Source organism: Vibrio sp. JZG120 (assembly GCF_053890955.1).
In genome coordinates, this window is record NZ_JBSRRK010000002.1 from 51,340 (window position 1) to 71,932 (window position 20,593).

The 20,593-nt window shown below is 44.3% G+C and carries 16 protein-coding genes; 3 read left to right on the plus strand and 13 right to left on the minus strand.

What is annotated here, in order from left to right:
• Positions 1–60 precede the first annotated feature (60 nt).
• Positions 61–2,094 (minus strand): prolyl oligopeptidase family serine peptidase, encoded by a 2,034-nt coding sequence (locus tag ACWPOD_RS06080; protein WP_456231677.1) that lies wholly within the window; start codon positions 2,092–2,094, stop codon positions 61–63.
• A 121-nt stretch (positions 2,095–2,215) separates the two neighbouring features.
• On the minus strand, positions 2,216–3,115 hold the full coding sequence (locus tag ACWPOD_RS06085) for a LysR family transcriptional regulator (RefSeq protein WP_005375112.1): 900 nt from the start codon (positions 3,113–3,115) through the stop codon (positions 2,216–2,218).
• A gap of 162 nt (positions 3,116–3,277) precedes the next feature.
• Here ACWPOD_RS06085 and ACWPOD_RS06090 point away from each other — a divergent pair, with 162 nt between their 5' ends.
• The gene (locus ACWPOD_RS06090; RefSeq protein WP_006741952.1) at positions 3,278–4,969 is read left to right on the plus strand and encodes an L-lactate permease; all 1,692 of its coding nucleotides are present in this window, start codon (positions 3,278–3,280) and stop codon (positions 4,967–4,969) included.
• Between the two features lie 315 nt (positions 4,970–5,284).
• Entirely contained in the window at positions 5,285–6,424 is a 1,140-nt protein-coding gene (gene lldD, locus ACWPOD_RS06095; protein ID WP_005383962.1) for an FMN-dependent L-lactate dehydrogenase LldD, read from the plus strand.
• Between the two features lie 91 nt (positions 6,425–6,515).
• On the opposite strand, the gene ACWPOD_RS06100 is transcribed toward lldD, so the two are convergent.
• Complete coding sequence (locus ACWPOD_RS06100) at positions 6,516–6,863, minus strand: helix-turn-helix domain-containing protein (protein ID WP_005375109.1); 348 nt, start codon at positions 6,861–6,863, stop codon at positions 6,516–6,518.
• Between the two features lie 300 nt (positions 6,864–7,163).
• Between ACWPOD_RS06100 and ACWPOD_RS06105 the strand changes: the two genes are divergently transcribed.
• Entirely contained in the window at positions 7,164–8,267 is a 1,104-nt protein-coding gene (locus ACWPOD_RS06105) for a mechanosensitive ion channel family protein (protein ID WP_046875767.1), read from the plus strand.
• A 73-nt stretch (positions 8,268–8,340) separates the two neighbouring features.
• On the opposite strand, the gene ACWPOD_RS06110 is transcribed toward ACWPOD_RS06105, so the two are convergent.
• The 10 genes from ACWPOD_RS06110 to ACWPOD_RS06155 all read right to left on the minus strand — a co-directional run bounded on the left by ACWPOD_RS06110 (position 8,341) and on the right by ACWPOD_RS06155 (position 20,564).
• Positions 8,341–9,060: a carbonic anhydrase gene (locus tag ACWPOD_RS06110; protein ID WP_395202689.1), complete on the minus strand. Its 720-nt coding sequence runs from the start codon at positions 9,058–9,060 to the stop codon at positions 8,341–8,343.
• A 141-nt stretch (positions 9,061–9,201) separates the two neighbouring features.
• On the minus strand, positions 9,202–10,173 hold the full coding sequence (locus tag ACWPOD_RS06115) for a Csu type fimbrial protein (RefSeq protein ID WP_395202690.1): 972 nt from the start codon (positions 10,171–10,173) through the stop codon (positions 9,202–9,204).
• Positions 10,170–12,584 carry a fimbria/pilus outer membrane usher protein gene (locus tag ACWPOD_RS06120; protein ID WP_456231678.1) on the minus strand — a complete coding sequence of 805 codons (2,415 nt, stop codon included), beginning with the start codon at positions 12,582–12,584 and terminating at the stop codon, positions 10,170–10,172. The genes ACWPOD_RS06115 and ACWPOD_RS06120 overlap by 4 nt, the downstream gene beginning before the upstream one ends.
• Positions 12,577–13,335 (minus strand): fimbrial biogenesis chaperone, encoded by a 759-nt coding sequence (locus ACWPOD_RS06125; RefSeq protein ID WP_258658009.1) that lies wholly within the window; start codon positions 13,333–13,335, stop codon positions 12,577–12,579. The genes ACWPOD_RS06120 and ACWPOD_RS06125 overlap by 8 nt, the downstream gene beginning before the upstream one ends.
• Positions 13,336–13,374: 39 nt before the next feature.
• Positions 13,375–13,911, minus strand: coding sequence for a Csu type fimbrial protein (locus ACWPOD_RS06130; RefSeq protein ID WP_225311819.1), 537 nt, complete (start codon positions 13,909–13,911; stop codon positions 13,375–13,377).
• Positions 13,912–14,457, minus strand: a complete 546-nt coding sequence (locus ACWPOD_RS06135; protein ID WP_047009589.1) for a Csu type fimbrial protein — start codon at positions 14,455–14,457, stop codon at positions 13,912–13,914. It lies immediately after the preceding gene.
• A gap of 365 nt (positions 14,458–14,822) precedes the next feature.
• Positions 14,823–15,854: an L-threonine 3-dehydrogenase gene (gene tdh, locus ACWPOD_RS06140; RefSeq protein WP_167427759.1), complete on the minus strand. Its 1,032-nt coding sequence runs from the start codon at positions 15,852–15,854 to the stop codon at positions 14,823–14,825.
• A 44-nt stretch (positions 15,855–15,898) separates the two neighbouring features.
• Positions 15,899–17,092 (minus strand): glycine C-acetyltransferase, encoded by a 1,194-nt coding sequence (locus ACWPOD_RS06145; RefSeq protein WP_005394869.1) that lies wholly within the window; start codon positions 17,090–17,092, stop codon positions 15,899–15,901.
• Positions 17,093–17,304: 212 nt separating this feature from the next.
• A complete protein-coding gene (locus ACWPOD_RS06150; RefSeq protein ID WP_167427760.1) occupies positions 17,305–19,635 on the minus strand; it encodes a putative bifunctional diguanylate cyclase/phosphodiesterase in 2,331 nt (776 codons plus the stop codon).
• Positions 19,632–20,564 carry a transporter substrate-binding domain-containing protein gene (locus ACWPOD_RS06155; RefSeq protein ID WP_005394865.1) on the minus strand — a complete coding sequence of 311 codons (933 nt, stop codon included), beginning with the start codon at positions 20,562–20,564 and terminating at the stop codon, positions 19,632–19,634. Before ACWPOD_RS06155 ends, ACWPOD_RS06150 begins: the two co-directional genes overlap by 4 nt.
• Between the last annotated feature and the right edge of the window lie 29 nt (positions 20,565–20,593).

The following is a 20,593-nucleotide window of genomic DNA, read 5'->3' on the forward strand; positions in this document are numbered from 1 at the left end:
AAAATGCCGCGACAGTGTCGCGGCATTTTTTATTCTCAGAAGCTTCGAGCAACTAAGGCATTAAATCGACTCAATACCCATATTATGTAACGTAAATGCATACACGTCTGTGGTGAGGTCAATTTGCTTACTCAGCGGCATCCCTGCACCATGACCAGCATTGACATCAATGCGTATCAATACTGGATTAGCACCTTGCTGCTTGTCTTGCAGCTCCGCAATAAACTTGTACGAATGTGCTGGAACCACACGATCGTCGTGATCGGCGGTTGTCACCAATGTCGCAGGATACTGCACGCCTTCTTTTACATTGTGAACAGGAGAGTAGCCAAGCAAGTATTGGAACATCGCTTCGCTTTGCTCAGAGGTGCCATAGTCATACTTCCAGCCTTCTCCAGACGTAAACGTGTGGTAACGGAGCATATCAAGCACACCTACGGCTGGCAGCGCCACCTTAAATAACTCAGGACGTTGCGTCATACACGCACCAACCAACAAGCCGCCATTTGAACCACCACGAATCGCTAGACGCTCGGAGCTAGTGTAGTCGTTTTCAATCAGGTATTCCGCCGCCGCAATAAAGTCATCAAATACGTTTTGCTTTTGCTGCTGAGTGCCTGCGTTGTGCCAAGCTTTACCGTATTCACCGCCGCCTCGCATGTTGGCTACAGCGTAAATACCACCCAATTCTAGCCAGTTGGCCACATTGCCAGAAAACATCGGAGTGAGGCTGATATTAAAACCGCCATAACCATACAGCATGGTTGGCGCACTACCATCAAGTGCGATGCCCTTCTTGTATGAGATGATCATCGGAACTTGCGTGCCGTCTTTTGAGGTGTAAAACACCTGTTTTGATTCATACTCACTGCGATCGAATGGCGCTTTTGATTCTTGAAACAGCGTCGATTCACCAGACTCAACATCAAATGAGAAGATCGTCGGTGGTGTCACATAGTTAGTGAATGTGTAGTAAAGTGTGGTTTCTTCTAACTTGCCAGCTAGACCATAAGCCGTGCCCTCTCCCGGCAGTTCAACATCTCGAATCCACTCACCTCGGTAGTTAAACTGCTGCACTTTAGAAAGCACATCCACCATATAAGTCGCAAACAGATAACCGCCACCTTTGCTGATTTCTAACGGCTGTTCTTGTTCAGCAATCACGTCAGCCCATCGTTCTGTTTGGGTGTTATAGCTGACAACTTTGCCATTCGGCGCATCTAGGTTGGTGTAAAGCAGCAAGGTTTCGTCTTGACTATCAATCAAGTAGGTGTCGCCTTGCGTCGTATCGCGCAGTGTCACAATCGCTTGGGACTCAGACTGTAAATCGATATAAAACAGACGATTACCCGATGTGGATTCTGCGCCAGAAATAATGAGGAAGCGATCGTCCGTCGTCGTGGTACCAGACACATAACGGTGAACCTGCGTATCCAACTCACCGAAAATCACTTTATCTTCAGACTGAGGTGTACCAAGTTCATGATAATAAAGCTTGTGATGTTCAGTTCGCGCAGATAACTCACTGCCTTGCGGCTTATCATAGCTTGAGTAATAGAAGCCTTTGCTGCCCCGCCAAGAAATCGACGTAAACTTCGCATCCACAATCTCAGGCTCTAACTGTTCTTTGGTTTCCGCATCAATAACAAAGATCTTGCGCCAGTCACTGCCCCCTTCCGAGATGGAATACGCGACCAAACGATAATCTTTCGAGAAGCTGACTTCGCCAAGAGAGGTCGTGCCCTCTTCAGAGAACGTATTTGGGTCAAGGAAGACTTCGGCTTCTCCCTCGCCTTTACGGCGATACAATACGCTTTGGTTTTGCAAACCGTCGTTTTTGTAGAAATAGGTGTAGTCACCACGTACAAATGGCTGGGAATATTTTTCGTAGTTTTGGCTGTTCGCGACCAAGTCACGGATTTGTTGGCGGTACGGGACCTGACCCAGGAAATCGAAGGTCACTGAGTTTTGACCCGAAACCCATTGTGCGGTTTCTTCGCTGCGATCATTTTCTAACCAGCGATAAGGGTCGGCAATGTCGTGACCAAAGTAAGTGTCCACGACAGAATCTTTACGTGTTTTTGGGTAATGCATAACGTCCGTGTTACTCCGTTGTTTTTATTAAGTTGTTTATTTTCATATCGTTTTATTGCGGTGATTACCTTAGAGCACCCAATATTGATTTCAACGACATTGTTTTAAATCTATGAAGGAACTAGAAATAATGAGATATCGTTAAGTAACGATCACGAATGTGCTCAATAAGCAGTTTCACTTTATTCGGTGGTTGACGAGTAAACGGGTACACCGCATAGATACCCAACTTTTTACCCACTAGTTCAGGAAAAATATCCACCAGTTGGCCATTGCGAATATCGTGATACACCAAGCATCGCGGGACGTAAGCTATACCATGGCCGCCCAGAGCGGCTTTACGTAATGCGGTCGCGTTATCAGTAGAAAAGCAGCCCGATACTTTGACGATGTAATTACCATCTTCGCCTTTAAACTCCCAGTCTGTTGCACCTGTGGTTTGGTAAGCGTATTGCAGACAATTGTGCGTGGTGAGATCAATCGGCTCGATCGGCTTCCCATTTTTAGCGATATATGAAGGGGACGCGCATACCACCCATTGGGAATCGAGAATATGTCGTGCGATCAAACTGGAATCGGCTAGGTAGCCAGTTCGAATGACTAAATCGTAACCATCAGCCACCAAATCGACAAAGCGGTTATCCAATGACATGTCCACGGTCAGACCCGGATGAAGGTTACAAAATTCCGCAACGGCATCAGCAAGTATCAAATCTCCAGAGATACAAGGCACGGACATTTTTATGTGACCGCTCACATTCTCTCCAAAGCCTGCAACAGCGTCCATAGCCTCCTGAGTGGCCTGCTTCACATTTTTAGCACTGTGGAGTAACACCTTACCTGCTTCGGTTAAGGTCAATTTACGCGTTGTTCGATATAATAGCTGCGCCCCTATCTCTTCCTCCAACCTTGCCATTCTTTTGCTAACTACCGAATTTGTAAGGTTATTTGCTTCTGCAACCTTACTAAAACTGCCCAGTTCGATTACTTGAGAAAATAGGATTAAGTCGTCTGCTCTCATACGATTATGTCACTTTTGGAATTAATTATTTTCATTATTTCCCTATATCAACAAAAAATAAAGGAGTAAATTCACGCCAAATTAACAAAACCATTACAACAAAAAGTCACCTCTACAGCGGATTGACACCGTTCGAGAAGTCAGCGTACGAAGGATGTACAAATGAGTGAAACCCTACTTGCCCTAGTGGCATTTTCGCCAATTGTTGTTGCCGCCATCTTATTGGTTGGTCTCAACTGGCCTGCTAAAAAAGCCATGCCTGTTGCGTTCGGTTTAACCGTCGCTATTGCCCTAATGTTTTGGGATATGTCAGCCAATCGCGTACTGGCTTCTGTATTCCAAGGGCTAGGCATTACTGTCTCTGTTCTATGGATCGTGTTTGGTGCCATCTTCTTGCTCAACACTTTAAAACACACTGGAGCGATCACCACTATCCGTAATGGATTTACCGATATTTCAGCTGACCGCCGTGTGCAAGCCATCATCATTGCTTGGTGTTTTGGCTCATTCATTGAAGGCGCATCAGGGTTTGGTACCCCGGCAGCAATTGCTGCACCACTACTGGTTGCAATCGGCTTCCCTGCGCTAGCCGCTGTCCTAATGGGCATGATGATTCAGTCAACGCCTGTTTCATTCGGTGCGGTGGGTACACCAATCATCGTGGGTGTAAACAAAGGTTTAGACACGCATAACATCAGTGAGTCTTTGGCTGCACAAGGCGCAACATGGGAAATGTACCTGCAAGATATCACCGCGCACGTTGCTGTGATTCACGCTGTAGTAGGTACGATGATCCCTGTATTAATGGCGATGATGTTAACACGTTTCTTCGGCAAGAACAGAAGCTGGAGTGAAGGTCTGGATATTCTACCATTTGCTTTATTCGCAGGCGTCTCTTTCACTGTGCCATACGCGTTAACTGGTGTGTTCTTGGGTGCAGAATTCCCTTCACTAATCGGTGGTTTGGTTGGTCTTTCTATTGTTGTTACCGCAGCGAAAAAAGGCTTCTTAGTACCAAAGACTAAGTGGGATTTCGAAAGCGAAGACAAATGGCCTGCTGAATGGCTGGGCTCGCTAAAAGTCGATCTAAACGACAATCCAGGCAAGCCAATGAGCATCGTAAAAGCTTGGGTTCCATATGTAATGCTGGCGGTAATTCTCGTCGCAAGCCGCGTAAGCCCAGAACTGAAAGGCTTTGTACAAAGCGTAAGTTTGTCGTTCAGCAACATTCTTGGTGAGACTGGCGTTAGCGCTGCAATTCAGCCGTTGTACCTTCCTGGTGGCATTCTGGTGTTTGTCGCACTGCTTGCCGCAATGTTACAAAGCGGCAGCGCAAAGCCATTGCGTGAAGCGTTTGGCGAGTCAAGCAAAACACTGATTGGCGCGGGGTTTGTCTTGGTATTTACCATCCCGATGGTTCGTATCTTTATCAACTCTGGTATTAACGGCGCTGACCTAGCAAGTATGCCGGTCACAACAGCGAACTTTGCCTCTGACCTTGTCGGTTCTGCGTTCCCAGCACTGAGTGCCACTGTTGGTGCGCTGGGTGCTTTCATCGCTGGCTCAAATACGGTTTCAAACATGATGTTCAGCCAGTTCCAATTCGAAGTCGCACAAACACTGTCTATTTCGAGTGTGATTGTAGTGTCGCTTCAAGCCGTTGGTGCTGCCGCAGGTAACATGATTGCGATTCACAACGTTGTTGCCGCATCAGCCACCGTAGGCTTACTTGGCCGTGAAGGCGCAACATTACGTAAGACTATTATCCCTACGTTCTACTACATTGTAATGACGGGCATTATTGGTTTGGTGTTGATTTACGGCCTCCAAATGACGGATGTCTTGATGAAGTAACGCGAAACGCAGGGTTTGTAGCCCTGCCTAATTTGACACAGCTGTCAGCACTACTACCCCGACATGTTGATTTAGCTTGCTACATCAATCCCCCCGGCAGCTGTGTCATCCTTTCCAATTTGTATAACTGATTGAGTTATTTAACAAAATTTTTCAATCAATTATGTAAATGAGTTACCAACATCACCAGTTCAAACGTAAGTGAACCATAGGTAACTATACTCATTTTGATGCCTTCACTACTTTGCGATGAAGGCTCAACGAAAGAGCAAATTGCTCCACAACTTTGCTTAGAATAACCGCTAGGACACCATTATGATTATCTCAGCTTCTACTGACTACCGCGCTGCCGCGAAAGCCAAGCTTCCCCCGTTTCTATTCCATTATATTGATGGCGGTTCTTACGACGAACGCACGCTGAAGCGTAATACTGACGATTTAGGTGATGTCGCTCTTCGCCAACGCGTCCTACGCGATATGACAGATTTGAGCCTAGAAACCGAGATCTTCGGTGAGAAACTGGCAATGCCAATCGCGCTAGCTCCTGTTGGTCTAACTGGTATGTACGCGCGCCGAGGCGAAGTGCAAGCAGCAAAAGCAGCCGAGAAAAAGGGCATCCCGTTTACTATGTCGACTGTTTCGGTTTGTCCGATTGAAGAAGTCGCACCTGCAATTGAACGTCCAATGTGGTTCCAGCTTTACGTGCTTAAAGACCGTGGCTTTATGAAGAACGTGCTTGAGCGTGCAAAAGCTGCGGGCGTAACAACGCTGGTGTTTACCGTTGATATGCCAGTTCCTGGCGCGCGTTACCGTGACATGCACTCAGGCATGAGCGGCCCTAACGCAGCCATGCGTCGTGTATTCCAGGCGATGCGCCACCCAAGCTGGGCACTGGATGTGGGCCTACTTGGTAAGCCGCACGACTTAGGTAACATCTCAACGTATCGTGGCGAACCAACAAAGCTAGAAGATTACATCGGCTGGTTAGGCGCAAACTTCGACCCGTCTATCTCCTGGAAAGATCTTGAGTGGATTCGTGACTTTTGGGATGGCCCTATGGTCATCAAAGGCATCCTCGACGAAGAAGACGCGAAAGATGCGGTACGTTTCGGCGCGGATGGCATTGTGGTATCTAACCATGGTGGTCGTCAGTTAGATGGCGTACTTTCAAGTGCTAAAGCACTACCAAGCATTGCAGATGCGGTAAAAGGCGATCTTAAGATCTTTGTTGACTCAGGTATCCGTACTGGTCTTGATGTGGTTCGTATGCTCGCGCTGGGCGCAGACTGCACACTGCTTGGTCGTTCATTTGTGTACGCATTGGCTGCACAAGGCGGCGCAGGCGTTGAAAACCTACTGGATCTGTACGATAAAGAAATGCGTGTAGCTATGACGCTGACAGGCGCGAAGTCTATCGCGGATCTTTCTCGCGATTCGCTAGTGAAAATCCCATAATCTTTGCAGGCGATTAAAAACAGAAACGAAAAAACGAGCCACAATTGGCTCGTTTTTTATTGCTATTCAACCCGATAATTTGACGAGCAAGCTAGCTTACTTGGTGAACGTACTCAATCACGACTTGGTTGCCGTCGATAAACACGTTACTGATATCACCATCCACCGTCACACGATTTTGTAAATAAACCGTACCAGATGCAGATAGATCACGCTCCGTCAAAGACGGAATCACCTGACCAGGACGTACATGTAGCTGCTCGCATAGCTGTTTTACAAAACCTAGCGTCAGTGGAGAATTACCACGTAACAAGCCAGAAAACTCGTGTAGACTCAAACCAAGGCGCTTCGCCATTTCCATTTGAGTGATGTGCATTTTGGCTTTTTGTGACATCCAGATGTCGTAGAGCGCGTTTCGATCCAGCTCTGTAAATTCCATATCTGCCTCCGCTAATTCAAGAGCCAATACACTCTCACACTTACTTAAGATAAATGTTAGCGATAAGTCAGAGAAGTTATAATTGATCGTTCAAATATCAACGCATATCGGAGATGACGAAGCTCCGCACACGAATGGAACAGCGGCTCATCACCCAGTTTCGACCACTCACTTTTCACCTCACGAAATAGCCTACCTCAGGCGATTTATACATAAGTAAATGATTTAAAGGAAATCACTGGGGTGAAGGAGTAATATCTGCTACCTTTCCTTCCATGGTTCACTAGAAAGAAGTTACATATGTCACAGTGGTTTACCGATTTGCAAAGCTATATTGAAACATCTCATCAAGATTGGAGTGGGAGTGTCCTTTTCATTACACTCGCCAGCTTTATTGCTTGGATAGCTTGGCGACTGATCCGCTCTCGTCTCGCTGTACTAGTAGAGAAAACCCCTTTCCACTGGGATGACATGTTGCTTGATGCGCTAAAAGCGCCAGTCAGTACACTCATTTGGTGTTGGCCAGCAACCGTCTCTATCGGCATCATATTAGAGAGCGAGCTCAACGATAAAATAAACTGGTTAAGCACGCTGAAACTGATTTTGGTGATCAGTATCTTCGTCTGGACCGTTATGCGACTCATCACCAATGTTGAAGAGTACGTCCTAGAACAAAAAAACCGAGATGAAACCACAGTGCAAGCGATAGCTAAAGTCGCGCGCTTGTTCTTTATTACCGTCGGAATTCTCACTGTGATGCAGGCGTTTGGCTTGTCACTGTCAGGATTGCTCACCTTTGGTGGTGTCGGTGGTTTAATCGTTGGTTTAGCGGCGAAAGATCTGCTGTCGAACTTCTTTGGCGGCCTTATGATCTACTTCGATCGTCCGTTTAAAGTTGGCGACTGGATCCGCTCTCCAGATCGCCAAATTGAAGGTACGGTAGAACGAATTGGCTGGAGAATGACCATCATCCGAACTTTCGATAAGCGTCCTCTTTATGTGCCAAACTCTGTGTTTAGCAACATAGTCGTAGAAAACCCATCTCGCATGCTAAACCGACGCATCTACGAAAAAATTGGACTTCGTTACGACGACGCCGAAAAAATGCCGCAAATCATTACAGCGGTGAAAGAGATGCTTAAGAATCACAAAGATATTGATGCACGCCAAACGCTTATCGTCAACTTCGATACGTTCGGTCCATCGTCACTGCATTTCTTCATTTATACCTTCACAAAAACCGTGAATTGGGTGAGATACCATGAGGTTAAACAGGATGTTCTTCTTCAAGTAATTAACATCATTAAAGAACACGAAGCAGATATCGCCTTCCCAACTCAAACACTCAAGCTCGACCCAGTTCAAATGATAAAAGCTGAAGAGCAAGAAGATCACGGCTTCTAATTTCCACCAATACCCAATAACAAAGCCCGCTTTATTCAAGCGGGCTTTTTCATTTTTTATTTGCTTGGATTGGTTAGTGTTGCATTAACACCATACGAGCATTCAATGGTTGGATGGGACGATTGTTTTCCCCCATCACTTTCGTAAACGCTTTAATCTGCTCAGGGGAAATGGTTTGTGCTTCTTTCATCACTAACCAACGTACCCCTTCAGAGCATGGTGGTGTCGTTAGTGAGCCATTAAAGCGATAATACGCTTTGTCTTTTGGAAGCAACGCATCCGCTTCAAATGGCAATTTAATCTCTACACCTTGATCTTTACTTGGTATGTTTGCTAGTAACTTCGCTAAATCTGGGTTCGCTTTTCCGGATTGAAAAAACACGGCTACAACCGCCAAATGGCCAGTTGTATCAGCATGCACAAAGTGTGCTTCTAATGGGTATTCTTTGCCATCCACATGATTTTCTGACGGGGTATGGAAGTGGAACTGCTTTAACGTGAATGCATTGCCATCAATCAACAGTGTGTTGTCACCCTCTAGGCTGGTTTGCAGGGTGTGGCCGTTATTGAGCAATGAGATTGCTTTGCCATGGTAGTCGAACTGCAATTTGTCTAACTTCGCTTCTGCTGCGGAGACAATATTAATTGGGCTTTGGTTTTGACCTTTGGAACATTCAGACGCAAACTCGCCCCAATGCTCAGGCCCGTGACTCCCCTCGTAACCCCAGCTTGCTGCGTAAGCTGTTCCTGTAAATACCAACGCCAAACCTAGTGTTGCCAGTGACTTCTTCATAGTTTTCCTTATTCCTTCAAGTTAAATGTTGTGAAAACAAAACCATACTAATCGCACAGAATTAAGCGGGAATAGAGTGAAAACTATGATTACAAAAGTTTTTTGGAATAGATGCCTCTAGTTATGCAATTGATATGATGCTCAAAATTGAACATCAACGATTATCGAGTCGGTATAAGTGCCAGCTGGTGGGGTGGTTTGGCTTGTTATTATCTCTGCGCGATAATTGAAGTTCTGCGGAGTGATGCCATCGGGAATGGTGTCCCCCGTATCCACATCGCTCTGTTCACGACGTTCAGAACCAGTCCCCCCCCACCGCTCCGTCGATGAGGATTTATAGATTTCATACTCCAAATAGTTACCGCCAGATGCCATGCGTCGTTGGCCTCCGGAGGCATTCACACCGTCGTTTAAACCAATGGTAAAAGCACTGTTCTTGGTACAGGTTAATGATATAACCTGACTGACAGGGTCAAAACCTGCCACCAATGGTGATGAACCAAAATTAATATCTGGCGCCGTGATCATACAATCGGGAGTGACTTCTAACTCTACCGTAATCAAGCTTTGTGCATTGCCTGTTTCTCGCCCAAGACATACGCCTCCAACTCCAATTCCTGAGCAATAATTCCAAATCCAAGAGACCGTAATTTGGTCTCGATAAGTCCCTGCTGAGAGATTACTACCAGCTCCTGTCCGGGCATAAAGCGGAAATTCAGCTTGAGTGCCAAATAAACCTAGTAAATCGAGCAGCCCAATTTCAAAAAAATTGTAAGTTTGGCCAAAAATGTACTCTTGCGAAAGGCTTGGGTCTCCAAAAATCTGATAGCTAAGTTCCGAACTAATATCCGCCGCATTAAGCAACCGCCCATCGTTAGTACTGTTAAACGTTGCAGACACATAGTCGCCACTCAACAAAGAAACAAGTGTAGAAAAGTCACACGTTATCCCTGCGTGAGGCTGGGCTGAGCTCTGTTGCTGAATAGTTGAAACGGTAAACGAGGAAACGCTTCCAAATTGAATCAAAGGCGTCGGCGCAGTGAGCTCACAAGCCATGTTACCGAACGATATAAAAAGAAGAAAAAACCAAAGATAACGAGAATACCGACTCATAATTGTACCTCTGATTTTTGCTCTTTCGTGCAGACTTGTTTACCTAATGTCTGTATTTTCTCGCTCCGTGTTTGATAGAGTCCCGTTATAAATACTTTACATGGTGGAAAGCCTTCGGGGTAAAAGATAATGTACTCACCTACATTACGCCCCTCAAAATACGTCACTCCATCCCAACCAATTTGCCCTACCACTCCAGTATCTGATTGACCATAAGTTCCTAATGGCAAGTAGGCGTCATTTTCATCAACAACCTCCATGCTTAACGCAACTTGCAAAGCTATTGGGAACTCGAGCAAATAGCCGTACCCAGAATGTATCGACGCGTATTGTTCTGTTGTTGGGAAAAAAGCATTGGCTGGTAATCTAAGCGGATCAATTTCATATTTTGCGGTGTAATATGCCATTGCCCAAGGCACAAGTAAGTAACCGTCATCATCAGTCAATCCAACAACTTGATTCTCATATTTGACGGGCACACCTTCAAAACCGCTAGTACTGACAACAGCGAAACTATCATACACATTATTTGCAGGGAATATTTCACCATCGAGTGACGCAACCGAACCCGACATTTCGGCAAAATAATCGTAATTACCACTCGTCCCATTTAAGCCCGCTCGGAACTCCGCCCAAGAGGCTCGGTAAGTAACATCGGCCTGCTTTCTATTGTCAGGCTTTTCATTAATATCATGCGCTAAGTTGATTCCCCAACCACCTCGAACCGGCGCAAGTCGACTAACACTAGCACGGCCACCAATATGACCATCGCTTTCACGCTTCATGGTTAATCCCGCGCTACCAGAGAAGGCACTCAAAGGTAATGAGAATTGTGCTAGCGTAACGGCCTCTCCACCTATGCTCCGATTAAACGATAATGACATGTTGATATCGAACGGAAGCGAGCGGCTGTAAGTTACATTAAGTATTCTCGATCGAGAGTCGGTTTGCTGAACATCAAAGTATCCCCCTGATAACGAACCCCACTCATTCAGCCGGGCGCCAACATTTATCTGAGAGACATGCCGAGATAAATTCTCTCGCTCGTTAGTGTCGTCACTTCTCAAGTTCTCTGGTGTTTGGGAGAGCGTGTAAAATCCCTCGCTCTCAACTTGGGTACGAGCGGAAAAGCTAAACATTCGAGATTGATAACTATAACCAACTGAATAGGAACTCGCTCTCTGCTCATAATTGCTAAACCTTACCGCCCCATCAATCGTTCCCATATTGAATAGGTTGGTAACAAAACCGACTCCCGCAACAATTAAGTCATCTTTCGCTTCGGTTTGTGCCTCCAACGTAAGCCAGTTTGTCATTCCGTGCCTCGCAGCTGCGACAACAGCACCATCGCCATAGTCATTTGAAGCGTTGCCATAGTTTTGGCGTAAAGCACCAAAACTGGCGTTGTAAGAGGTATAGTTAGCCTTCAGCAAGTTAGCTGAAAGGAAAAATGGACTGGTCATTGCAGTCCGCCTTCCCTGGGCATCCGTTGCAATCACTGTGGCTTCACCAGCTCCCGATACCATTGGAATATCATTGATAACAAACGGTCCCGGCCCCACAAACAGTGAATCGGTTTTTAATCCGTTTACAAATAAATCTAACGTCGTGGGAGCAGTTACTTCGCCATAAAATGCAGGTAAAGGGGCGGTAACCACATCTGGACGCATAGAGAAGTCATGTGACAGTTGAATACCAGCCATTCGAACTGGTTGACTCCACGCAAGGGGCCTCACAATGTAATCCCCTACTTCAAAGCGCAATCGACGACTTTGATCAACATATTCGTACCTCGTGTCGAAGCGCGTATATTTATTACTTTGTTGCGCTTGAACGTCTCGATGAAGGTTAGATTTAAATATTCCCGTCGTAGAAAGTACGCCGAATTCGGAAAAGGCTCTCAATTCGTGGTTAATAGATACTTCTTTTTGACTACTATCGTGATCATAAACACCAAACACACTGTAATTAAATAACCCACCAGTTCCGAATTTAGCGGGCGAAAAACGCCTCCTGTTCTGCGCAGAAAAGCGTTGCATCGGCAACCAATTAGGAGGCACTGTGATTAATAATTGCAGTGACGATTGCAAATAATCGACCTCTACACCCGATATTGATGTTATGTCTAACTTCTCTTGCGTCCCAGGTAATACATCCGCGACCACACCAGCAGACAGTAAATCGTCTCTATACACGAAGTAACGCTCGCCTTTACGTTCAACATCCGAGATTAAACCCGTCGGTCGTTGATTAATGACTAGTTCTAACGACAAATGAATATTTTCAAAGTTCTCATAAGAAAAGTTTTCAGGGCTAGGTAACTGCGATAAATGGGTCACTACGTTATCGCACCAACCCACGCCAGGCGTCATACTGGTAAATAAACAAGATAGATATAAAATCTTATTCATTTTGTTCGAGTGGAATAACGTAACGCTTACCTTCAATATCCGCCTTTACTTTTATATTTTTCATATTGGAGTAAGAAATAGGCCACGTTTTATATTGCTCAGGTAATATATACCCTGCTAACCCTTTCGAAACGATAAAAGGCGATTGGTTTGGTGCGGTCACTGCTAGGTTGACTAATCTGACATAGTGATTACTGGTGTTTTCTATATGAATAAGGTTCTTATCTTTACTCTTTATAATCTTTGCCTGTAGTCCGCTCCAAACTTCATTTGTTCCTTGGGATGGTCTTTTCATCCCTTTACCGTACATAAACAATGGTATGGAATATCTCATTCTCACTTTTACTGCCAGATCATTTTCTTTATTTTCATCTTGAGGCCCTTTAGCTGGCGGGAGTTCATCGATGATAATACGATATGCGTACTCTTTATTAGAAAGCGCTCCATCTTGATTTAATATACGAATAAGTTGCTTGGCACCAGGTGCAATTTTCACAAAAGGAGGCGTAGCTATCAGTTGTCGTTGCTGCGCATATGTATCCTGCCCATCCTTCTGTCCCCACTGAAAAATACGAACCTGCAAATAAAAATCTTCAGTGCCTTGATTAACCATCCAAATTGATGTTGCATTCGATTCAGAAGATATTTTAGGGTAAATAGGCCAAATAAGGAGAGAATTAGCATAGGCCTGTGAAGTTAACGTTGATAAGAAAATAATGACGAAAACCAGTCTTTTTATTATTAAATCCATTTAATTTCTCCGAAGGTTATCATTTCTTCGAAACAGCGCTTACCACTCAAGCGTTAAGGTAAGAGTATCTGTATAAATACCAGCGATTTCATTTCCATTTAATATCGCCTTTGCCCAAATTGGCACCTGAATGTTGTCAGGGTCTTCATTAGTTCCAACAGAATAGGGGGTATCAATGTCTAATACTTGAGAGTGTTCTGCATCTTCAAATAATAAATAATCCACCGTACTCGACTTTTCTGTGTGCTTCAGCTTGCGTACTCCTAACGAAGCGTTCAAACCACCGTCAATCTTAATATTCATGGCTATGCCAGGGGTACAACTTAACGTAAGCCCACCGTTGTAGGTGATGCTGCCTTCTACTTCCGCAGCATAAATAGCAGAATGTTCACCAAAGTTTAACTCTCCTATTGTTCCAATTTGAGTGTTACTCTCTTCTGTCAGCGCACCATTGATCAGACACCCCGTATCAATGGTCGCTGACACTTGGAAAGTTTCACTCTGCGCTGCAAAAATAGGATAGGAAAAAATGGCACAGGCGGTGAATAAAAATGCTTTGAGTAATATAGAGTTCACTTACCAACTCAGAGTTACGTTTAGTGTATCAACATAATTTCCTGCGACGCTGCTGGTACCGTATGCCGTGGCGTACAAATTAATGGTCTCTGAATCAACACCATTAAATGTAGAGAGTGCTATAGGGTTACTCGAGGTAAACTGGGTAGAACGATCTGAATCAGTGAAGAGAGTGTAATCCACAAACTCGGATCCGTTGGTCATTGCGTGATTACCTGTCGTCGAACTGGGATCGTTGGCACCACTGACTAAAGAGAAAGTAGGCGTGACTCCATTGCTGCAAAGTATTTCGATCCCCGTACCACCTTCCCCAGTCAAGACTGCTTCTTGCTCAGTAAAAATGGCCGGAACGTCACCAAAATTTAATGAGCCAAAACCAATATTACTGGAACCGTTCACCGCATTGTTGCCATTAATGACACAGCCTTCCACTAAATTGATCGAAACGTCTATCGTACCGCTAATTGTCTCTGCCCTCGTTTGTAAGCTCAACACTGTAAATAACAAGGGAATAATCAAACAAAAAATTTTCATATGAAGCTCCATTTCTATCTCTGTGAACTCTATACAGATGATTGTATTATTAGTTATAGCTCAACAAATAAAACAAAGTGCATATCGAGATTAAAAAGATAAAAAGAAGTCAGTTCATTGTAGTTGTCAAAAGAAAAGCAGAGCTTTACACCGAGATATTCTTTTAGGTTGGAATATAAAACCACCAATTAACCATATTAAATAAAAGGTCTTTAGTGTATTCTGCATACGTTGAAACACGAAGAAGGCAGTTTTTTCTGAATTAGACAGCTTTTAGAAACGAAAAGAGATAGGGTGTGAGCTAAATAATAAAAAATCTAAGCGTTTAAAAAACGAAAAAAAACGCCCCTTTCGGAGCGCTTTCTTATTTGAGCAGATTATTCCCAATCAAGGATAACTTTGCCAGACATGCCTGAACGCATGACATCGAAGCCTTCTTGGAAGTCATCAATCTTGTAGTGGTGCGTAATAATTGGTGATAGATCCAAACCAGATTGAATCAGTGAAGCCATCTTGTACCATGTTTCGAACATTTCACGACCATAGATGCCTTTGATAACTAGGCCTTTGAAGATCACTTGGTTCCAATCAATGCCCATATCTGATGGTGGAATACCGAGTAATGCAATACGACCACCGTGGTTCATTGTGGTTAGCATTGAGTTGAATGCCGCTGGGTTACCAGACATTTCTAGGCCTACGTCAAAGCCTTCTGTCATGCCTAGTTCAGCCATTACATCTTCAAGCTTCTCTTCAGCAACATTTACTGCGCGTGTTACACCCATTTTACGAGCTAGCTCTAAACGGTACTCGTTTACGTCTGTGATAACCACATGACGAGCGCCGACGTGTTTCGCAACTGCGGCGGCCATGATGCCGATTGGGCCAGCACCAGTGATGAGCACGTCTTCACCGACTAGATCGAAAGAAAGCGCAGTGTGTACCGCGTTACCGAACGGGTCGAAGATCGATGCTAGATCGTCAGAAATCTCGTCAGGGATCTTAAACGCGTTAAATGCAGGAATCACTAGGTATTCTGCAAATGCGCCTTCACGGTTTACACCCACACCGATCGTGTTGCGACACAAGTGAGTACGACCGCCACGACAGTTACGGCAGTGACCACAAGTGATGTGACCTTCACCAGATACGCGGTCACCAATGTCAAAGCCACGAACTTCCTGACCAATCGCAACCACTTCACCCACGTATTCGTGACCGACAACCATAGGCACTGGAATTGTCTTTTGTGACCATTCGTCCCAGTTGTAGATGTGTACGTCCGTACCACAGATAGCGGTTTTCTTAATTTTGATCAGAATATCGTTATGGCCAACTTCAGGTTTATCAACCTCAGTCATCCAGATGCCTTCTTCAGGCTTTAGCTTTGATAATGCTTTAATTTTCATAATGTAACCTTCATTAAAGGCCCTATTATCTAGGACCTAGAGTCTTAAATAAGACCCATGTCCTTACCAACTTCGATGAACGCATCAATTGCACGATCTAGCTGCTCACGAGAATGCGCTGCTGACATTTGAGTACGGATACGCGCTTGGCCCTTTGGTACCACAGGGAATGAGAAGCCGATTACGTAGATGCCTTTCTCTAGTGCTCGCTCAGCAAATTCTGCTGCCACTTTCGCATCACCTAGCATGATTGGAATGATCGCATGGTCAGCGCCGCCCATTGTGAAACCAGCAGCTTCCATACGTGCGCGGAAGTGTGCTGCGTTTTCCCATAGACGGTCACGTAGGTCACCGCTCTCTTCTAGTAGATCTAGAACTCGGATAGAAGCGCTTACGATTGCTGGTGCAACAGAGTTAGAGAATAGGTATGGACGAGAACGCTGACGTAACCAGTCGATCACTTCCGCTTTACCAGACGTGTAACCGCCTGAAGCGCCACCCATTGCTTTACCTAGCGTACCTGTAATGATGTCGATACGGTCAACCACGTTATGGTATTCGTGCGTACCTGCACCCGTTTTACCCATGAAGCCAACCGCGTGAGAGTCATCAACCATGGTCAGTGCGCCGTATTTTTCAGCTAGATCACAAATAGCCGGAAGGTTCGCCACTACACCATCCATTGAGAACACACCGTCAGTAACGATAAGAATGTGGCGTGCGCCTGCTTCTTTCGCAGCAATCAGTTGTTGCTCTAGCTCTTCCATGTTGTTGTTTGAGTAACGGAAGCGCATTGCTTTACATAGACGAACACCGTCGATGATTGACGCGTGGTTTAGTGCGTCTGAAATAATTGCGTCTTCTTTACCGAGAATGGTTTCAAACAGACCTGCGTTTGCATCGAAGCAAGAGGTGTAAAGAATCGTATCTTCTTTACCTAGGAACTTAGACAACTTCTGCTCAAGCTCTTTGTGGATGTCTTGAGTACCACAGATGAAACGTACTGAAGCCATACCAAAGCCGTGCTCGTCCATACCCGCTTTACCCGCTTCAATTAGCGCAGGATGGTTAGCAAGACCAAGGTAGTTGTTTGCACAGAAGTTTAATACTTCTTCACCGGTAGAGATTTTAACAGCCGCTTGCTGCTGAGACGTGATTACGCGCTCTGATTTGTAAAGACCTTCAGCCTTCACTTCTTCAATTTGCTGCTGAATCTGTTGGTAGAATGCAGAAGACATTTGAAATTCCTTCCTGGTTATTTTGGCGAGTATTTACTCGTTTAGAATTAGGTTGAGCCTTTATGTGACGGGCATCACGGGCTATCACTCATCAATTAATTGTAGTGTAATTCAAGGAAGGAAGAAGGATTATCCCTTAAGGTGGAAAAGCATTAATGAATCCAAGGCACAAATTCAATTAATGCTTTCCTATAATATTGTAATAAAAGGAGTTATAGCCCAGTTGGTTGTTTAAGTAGTGCTTCAAAGTCCTTAGCTGGTAACGGGCGGCTATAGTGGAAACCTTGCCCGAACTCACAGTTTAAGTCTTTTAGATAATCGACATGACGCTGTTCTTCAATGCCTTCAGCAACAATCTTAAGGTTCAGCGCTTTCGCCATTGCAATGATCACGTTGACGAGCTCACGATCGGAGTCGTTCTCGAACATATTTTGCATAAAGCTGCGATCAATCTTAAGGCGATCGAACGGGAATTTCTGTAAGTAACTCAACGCAGAATAGCCAGTACCAAAGTCATCGATGGTAAGCTTAGTGCCTAACGCTCTTAAGTTATTGAGCATGTCTAATAGCTCTGAGTCGTGGTTAAAGAGAAGGCTCTCTGTCACCTCAATATCGAACTTATCTGATGGAAGACCAGACTCCTCAAGGCTCTTCTTAATAAACGCAAGTAAGCGATCACAATACCTAAATTGAACACTGGAGAAATTCACAGAAACAAACAGCGGCGTCAGATTTTGCCATTGCGCCGCTTGGCGGCACGCTTGCTGGATAGCGAATTCACCAATTTGATGAATCAAGCCATTTTTCTCAGCAATAGAGATAAACTCTTCAGGATTTACGAATCCGTACTTCTCATCATTCCAACGCATTAACGCTTCTGCGCCAACAATTTTACCACTGCTTAGCTCAATAATAGGTTGATAATACAACTCTAGTAATTGACTAGAGATGGCATTTCTTAGTCGATTTTCCAAATCCAAATAGCGTTGCAAGTCTTGGTTCATATTGTGGTTATAAAAGCAGAAGGCATCGCGTCCATCTTGCTTCACGCGATACATCGCCATGTCAGCACAGGCGAGGAGCTGCTCGGCATTATCTCCATCATCCGGAAATACGGACATTCCGACGCTGCTACTCAAGAAGAATTCATGATTGTTCCATACAAATGGATCGTTAAACGCCGAAAGCACGCTTGAAGCAACGCGCTTCGCGGTGTCATTATCAGGCAAGTCAGGAATCACTAATAAAAACTCATCCCCACCAATTCTCGCCAGTAAGTCTGTTTTTCTCGCAACTTGATGAAGTCGTTGAGCACTAAGTTTAAGGATCTCGTCCCCAACAAAGTGACCCATTGAATCGTTAATCTGCTTAAAGTGGTCTAAATCAATAAACATGACCAATACTTTTGAACCACTACGTGACGCTCTAATCAACTCCAAAGCCAGTCTCTCAGAACCGTAGCTGCGATTAGGCAAGTTAGTCAACGTATCGTATTTAGCTTGGAAGGCGAGTTCTTTTTCAGACGCTTTTCGGCGTTCAATTTCGTTAGTTAGTTTTCGGTTCTGTTGAGAAAGAATGTCTTTTCGCTTTTTCTCTTCTTCAAGTTTAATTTTCAATTCAATTCTATTATTATTTGTGATGAACGCATAACACAGCGCAATAACAACCATAACAGCAAGAATACTCAAACCGAGAATGAAGATCCGTGATGTGAAAATATCTCGCTCACTCAAAGGCTCAAACCAAGCCATAAGTTTGAAGTGATGTTTTTCAACAGGCACTTCAAAATATATTTTTCCATCAACGGCTTCAGATATTAAATAATTCTCATCTTTATTATGAGAAGACGTTTTATTTATTGTATCCCATACGACCATCTCAACGTCTTTTATTTTGAGCACCAGCCGGCTATAACTGTCTTCGTGCTCTTGATTAGTGAGCTGATCAATAACAATGTTTTTATTGAGATCTGCAATTAGAAAGGCAACTGGCTTTCCAGAGAACTTGACTTGCTTAATGACTTGAATACGCACGTCGTCGTTATATCGAGTTGCACAAACCTCTTCGGGATGCCCATGTTGAGTCATTAAGGTTTGGATATCCATCTTCTGCTCTATGTTGTCTTCAGAGCCCGTCGTGACAATCGTTGTGCCATCACTGCCTACCAGTGTGAGCTTTTTATAGATTTGGCTGCTATTAATTAACTTACCATCTATCTTTTCATCGAAACGACGCTTCAAGTTAATTAAACTCGCTCCTAATCCGTACTCCATTGACATGCCAGAGGCTAAATTAGCAAAGAATGTTTGTACTGTTTTATCTGTAGATAAGTTATCAACATCTTCACTAGCAATGGTAAATAAATTATCGAGTGTGCTTGCGTAACTTTTTACTTTTAAACCAAGTTCCCTATGTTGGGATTCTTTTAATTTATTTTGCCCCAAACTTGTCACAACAATAAGCATAGCTAAATAAATAGAGACTAATATTGCGCTTATTGCAATAAATTTTTTACTGGATATTTTTTTAACGGCCTTTTTCATCGGGTTTTCTTACTATCTTCTATGAAGTAATCGTTATAAAAGTAGTAAATAGATGGATAGTATTTTTTTACTAATTTTTCGTAGGTTCCATCTTTCTTTATTGAATCTAAATAACGATCAAATGCTTTGCGTAATTCCGGCGAGTTTTTACGGAATGCAACAGCCATTTTCTGATTTTCGGATACTGGACCAATGACTTTTATTTCACCTGGCCATTTTTCTAATGCAATTAACGTATCGGCGACGTCTAGTAATGTGCTTTCCGCATCATTTTTCATTATCGCTGGCACCATCTCATTAAGAAGACGAGCCCCATCAGGCAGTATGACTTTTGCGCCCGTGTCATATAAGTCATAAAGGTTAGGGTCCAAGCAAGAGTGCTCCAACGCTAACACTTCGCGACCATGAATAAGCTGCTTGACGGTTTTTACATCTTCATCAACCGAACCACTGGGTTTAATCGGACTCAGCGTGGAATCTGTTCTGGAAACTAACCAAACGCCCGACGGGAAGTAATCTTGTGAAAAGTCTAAAACTTCAGAACGCCAGTCAAGAATGGTAACGCCATTTGCGATCAAGTCCCCCTCGATTGGAACACTTTCTCCCACGACGGCTTGCTTATTATGGTATTGAACATCTTGGCCCGTCAGCTTACCGACCATATCGCTCCACTGAGCTGGAACATATTGGTACTTAACGCCCAACGACTTGGCAAAGCCTTTGACTATCTCTACATCTAAGCCAGTCAAGGTTTCCACTTCACCTTGTTCAATATAAGAAACGAAGTTAGCGTACGGCACACCAATATGGCGCAACACTCCGCGATCACGGATCTGTTGTAAGTCGTCTGACCAAGCGGAAGAGGACATAACAGAGGCCGCCATAAGCGCCATCGCCGCTAAAGTTCTTTTGAATGTTTTGACTGACATAATAATATCCTTACCTTTCACAAAGCGCC

Bases quoted from the DNA above. Each gene is read 5' to 3' on its own strand.
- ACWPOD_RS06155 (WP_005394865.1), bottom strand. From the start codon at position 20,564: ATGTCAGTCAAAACATTCAAAAGAACTTTAGCGGCGATGGCGCTTATG.
- ACWPOD_RS06110 (WP_395202689.1), bottom strand. From the start codon at position 9,060: ATGAAGAAGTCACTGGCAACACTAGGTTTGGCGTTGGTATTTACAGGA.
- tdh (WP_167427759.1), bottom strand. From the start codon at position 15,854: ATGAAAATTAAAGCATTATCAAAGCTAAAGCCTGAAGAAGGCATCTGG.
- ACWPOD_RS06115 (WP_395202690.1), bottom strand. From the start codon at position 10,173: ATGAGTCGGTATTCTCGTTATCTTTGGTTTTTTCTTCTTTTTATATCG.
- ACWPOD_RS06090 (WP_006741952.1), top strand. From the start codon at position 3,278: ATGAGTGAAACCCTACTTGCCCTAGTGGCATTTTCGCCAATTGTTGTT.
- ACWPOD_RS06150 (WP_167427760.1), bottom strand. From the start codon at position 19,635: ATGAAAAAGGCCGTTAAAAAAATATCCAGTAAAAAATTTATTGCAATA.
- ACWPOD_RS06125 (WP_258658009.1), bottom strand. From the start codon at position 13,335: ATGGATTTAATAATAAAAAGACTGGTTTTCGTCATTATTTTCTTATCA.
- ACWPOD_RS06100 (WP_005375109.1), bottom strand. From the start codon at position 6,863: ATGGAATTTACAGAGCTGGATCGAAACGCGCTCTACGACATCTGGATG.
- lldD (WP_005383962.1), top strand. From the start codon at position 5,285: ATGATTATCTCAGCTTCTACTGACTACCGCGCTGCCGCGAAAGCCAAG.
- ACWPOD_RS06080 (WP_456231677.1), bottom strand. From the start codon at position 2,094: ATGCATTACCCAAAAACACGTAAAGATTCTGTCGTGGACACTTACTTT.
- ACWPOD_RS06105 (WP_046875767.1), top strand. From the start codon at position 7,164: ATGTCACAGTGGTTTACCGATTTGCAAAGCTATATTGAAACATCTCAT.
- ACWPOD_RS06085 (WP_005375112.1), bottom strand. From the start codon at position 3,115: ATGAGAGCAGACGACTTAATCCTATTTTCTCAAGTAATCGAACTGGGC.
- ACWPOD_RS06120 (WP_456231678.1), bottom strand. From the start codon at position 12,584: ATGAATAAGATTTTATATCTATCTTGTTTATTTACCAGTATGACGCCT.
- ACWPOD_RS06145 (WP_005394869.1), bottom strand. From the start codon at position 17,092: ATGTCTTCTGCATTCTACCAACAGATTCAGCAGCAAATTGAAGAAGTG.
- ACWPOD_RS06135 (WP_047009589.1), bottom strand. From the start codon at position 14,457: ATGGAGCTTCATATGAAAATTTTTTGTTTGATTATTCCCTTGTTATTT.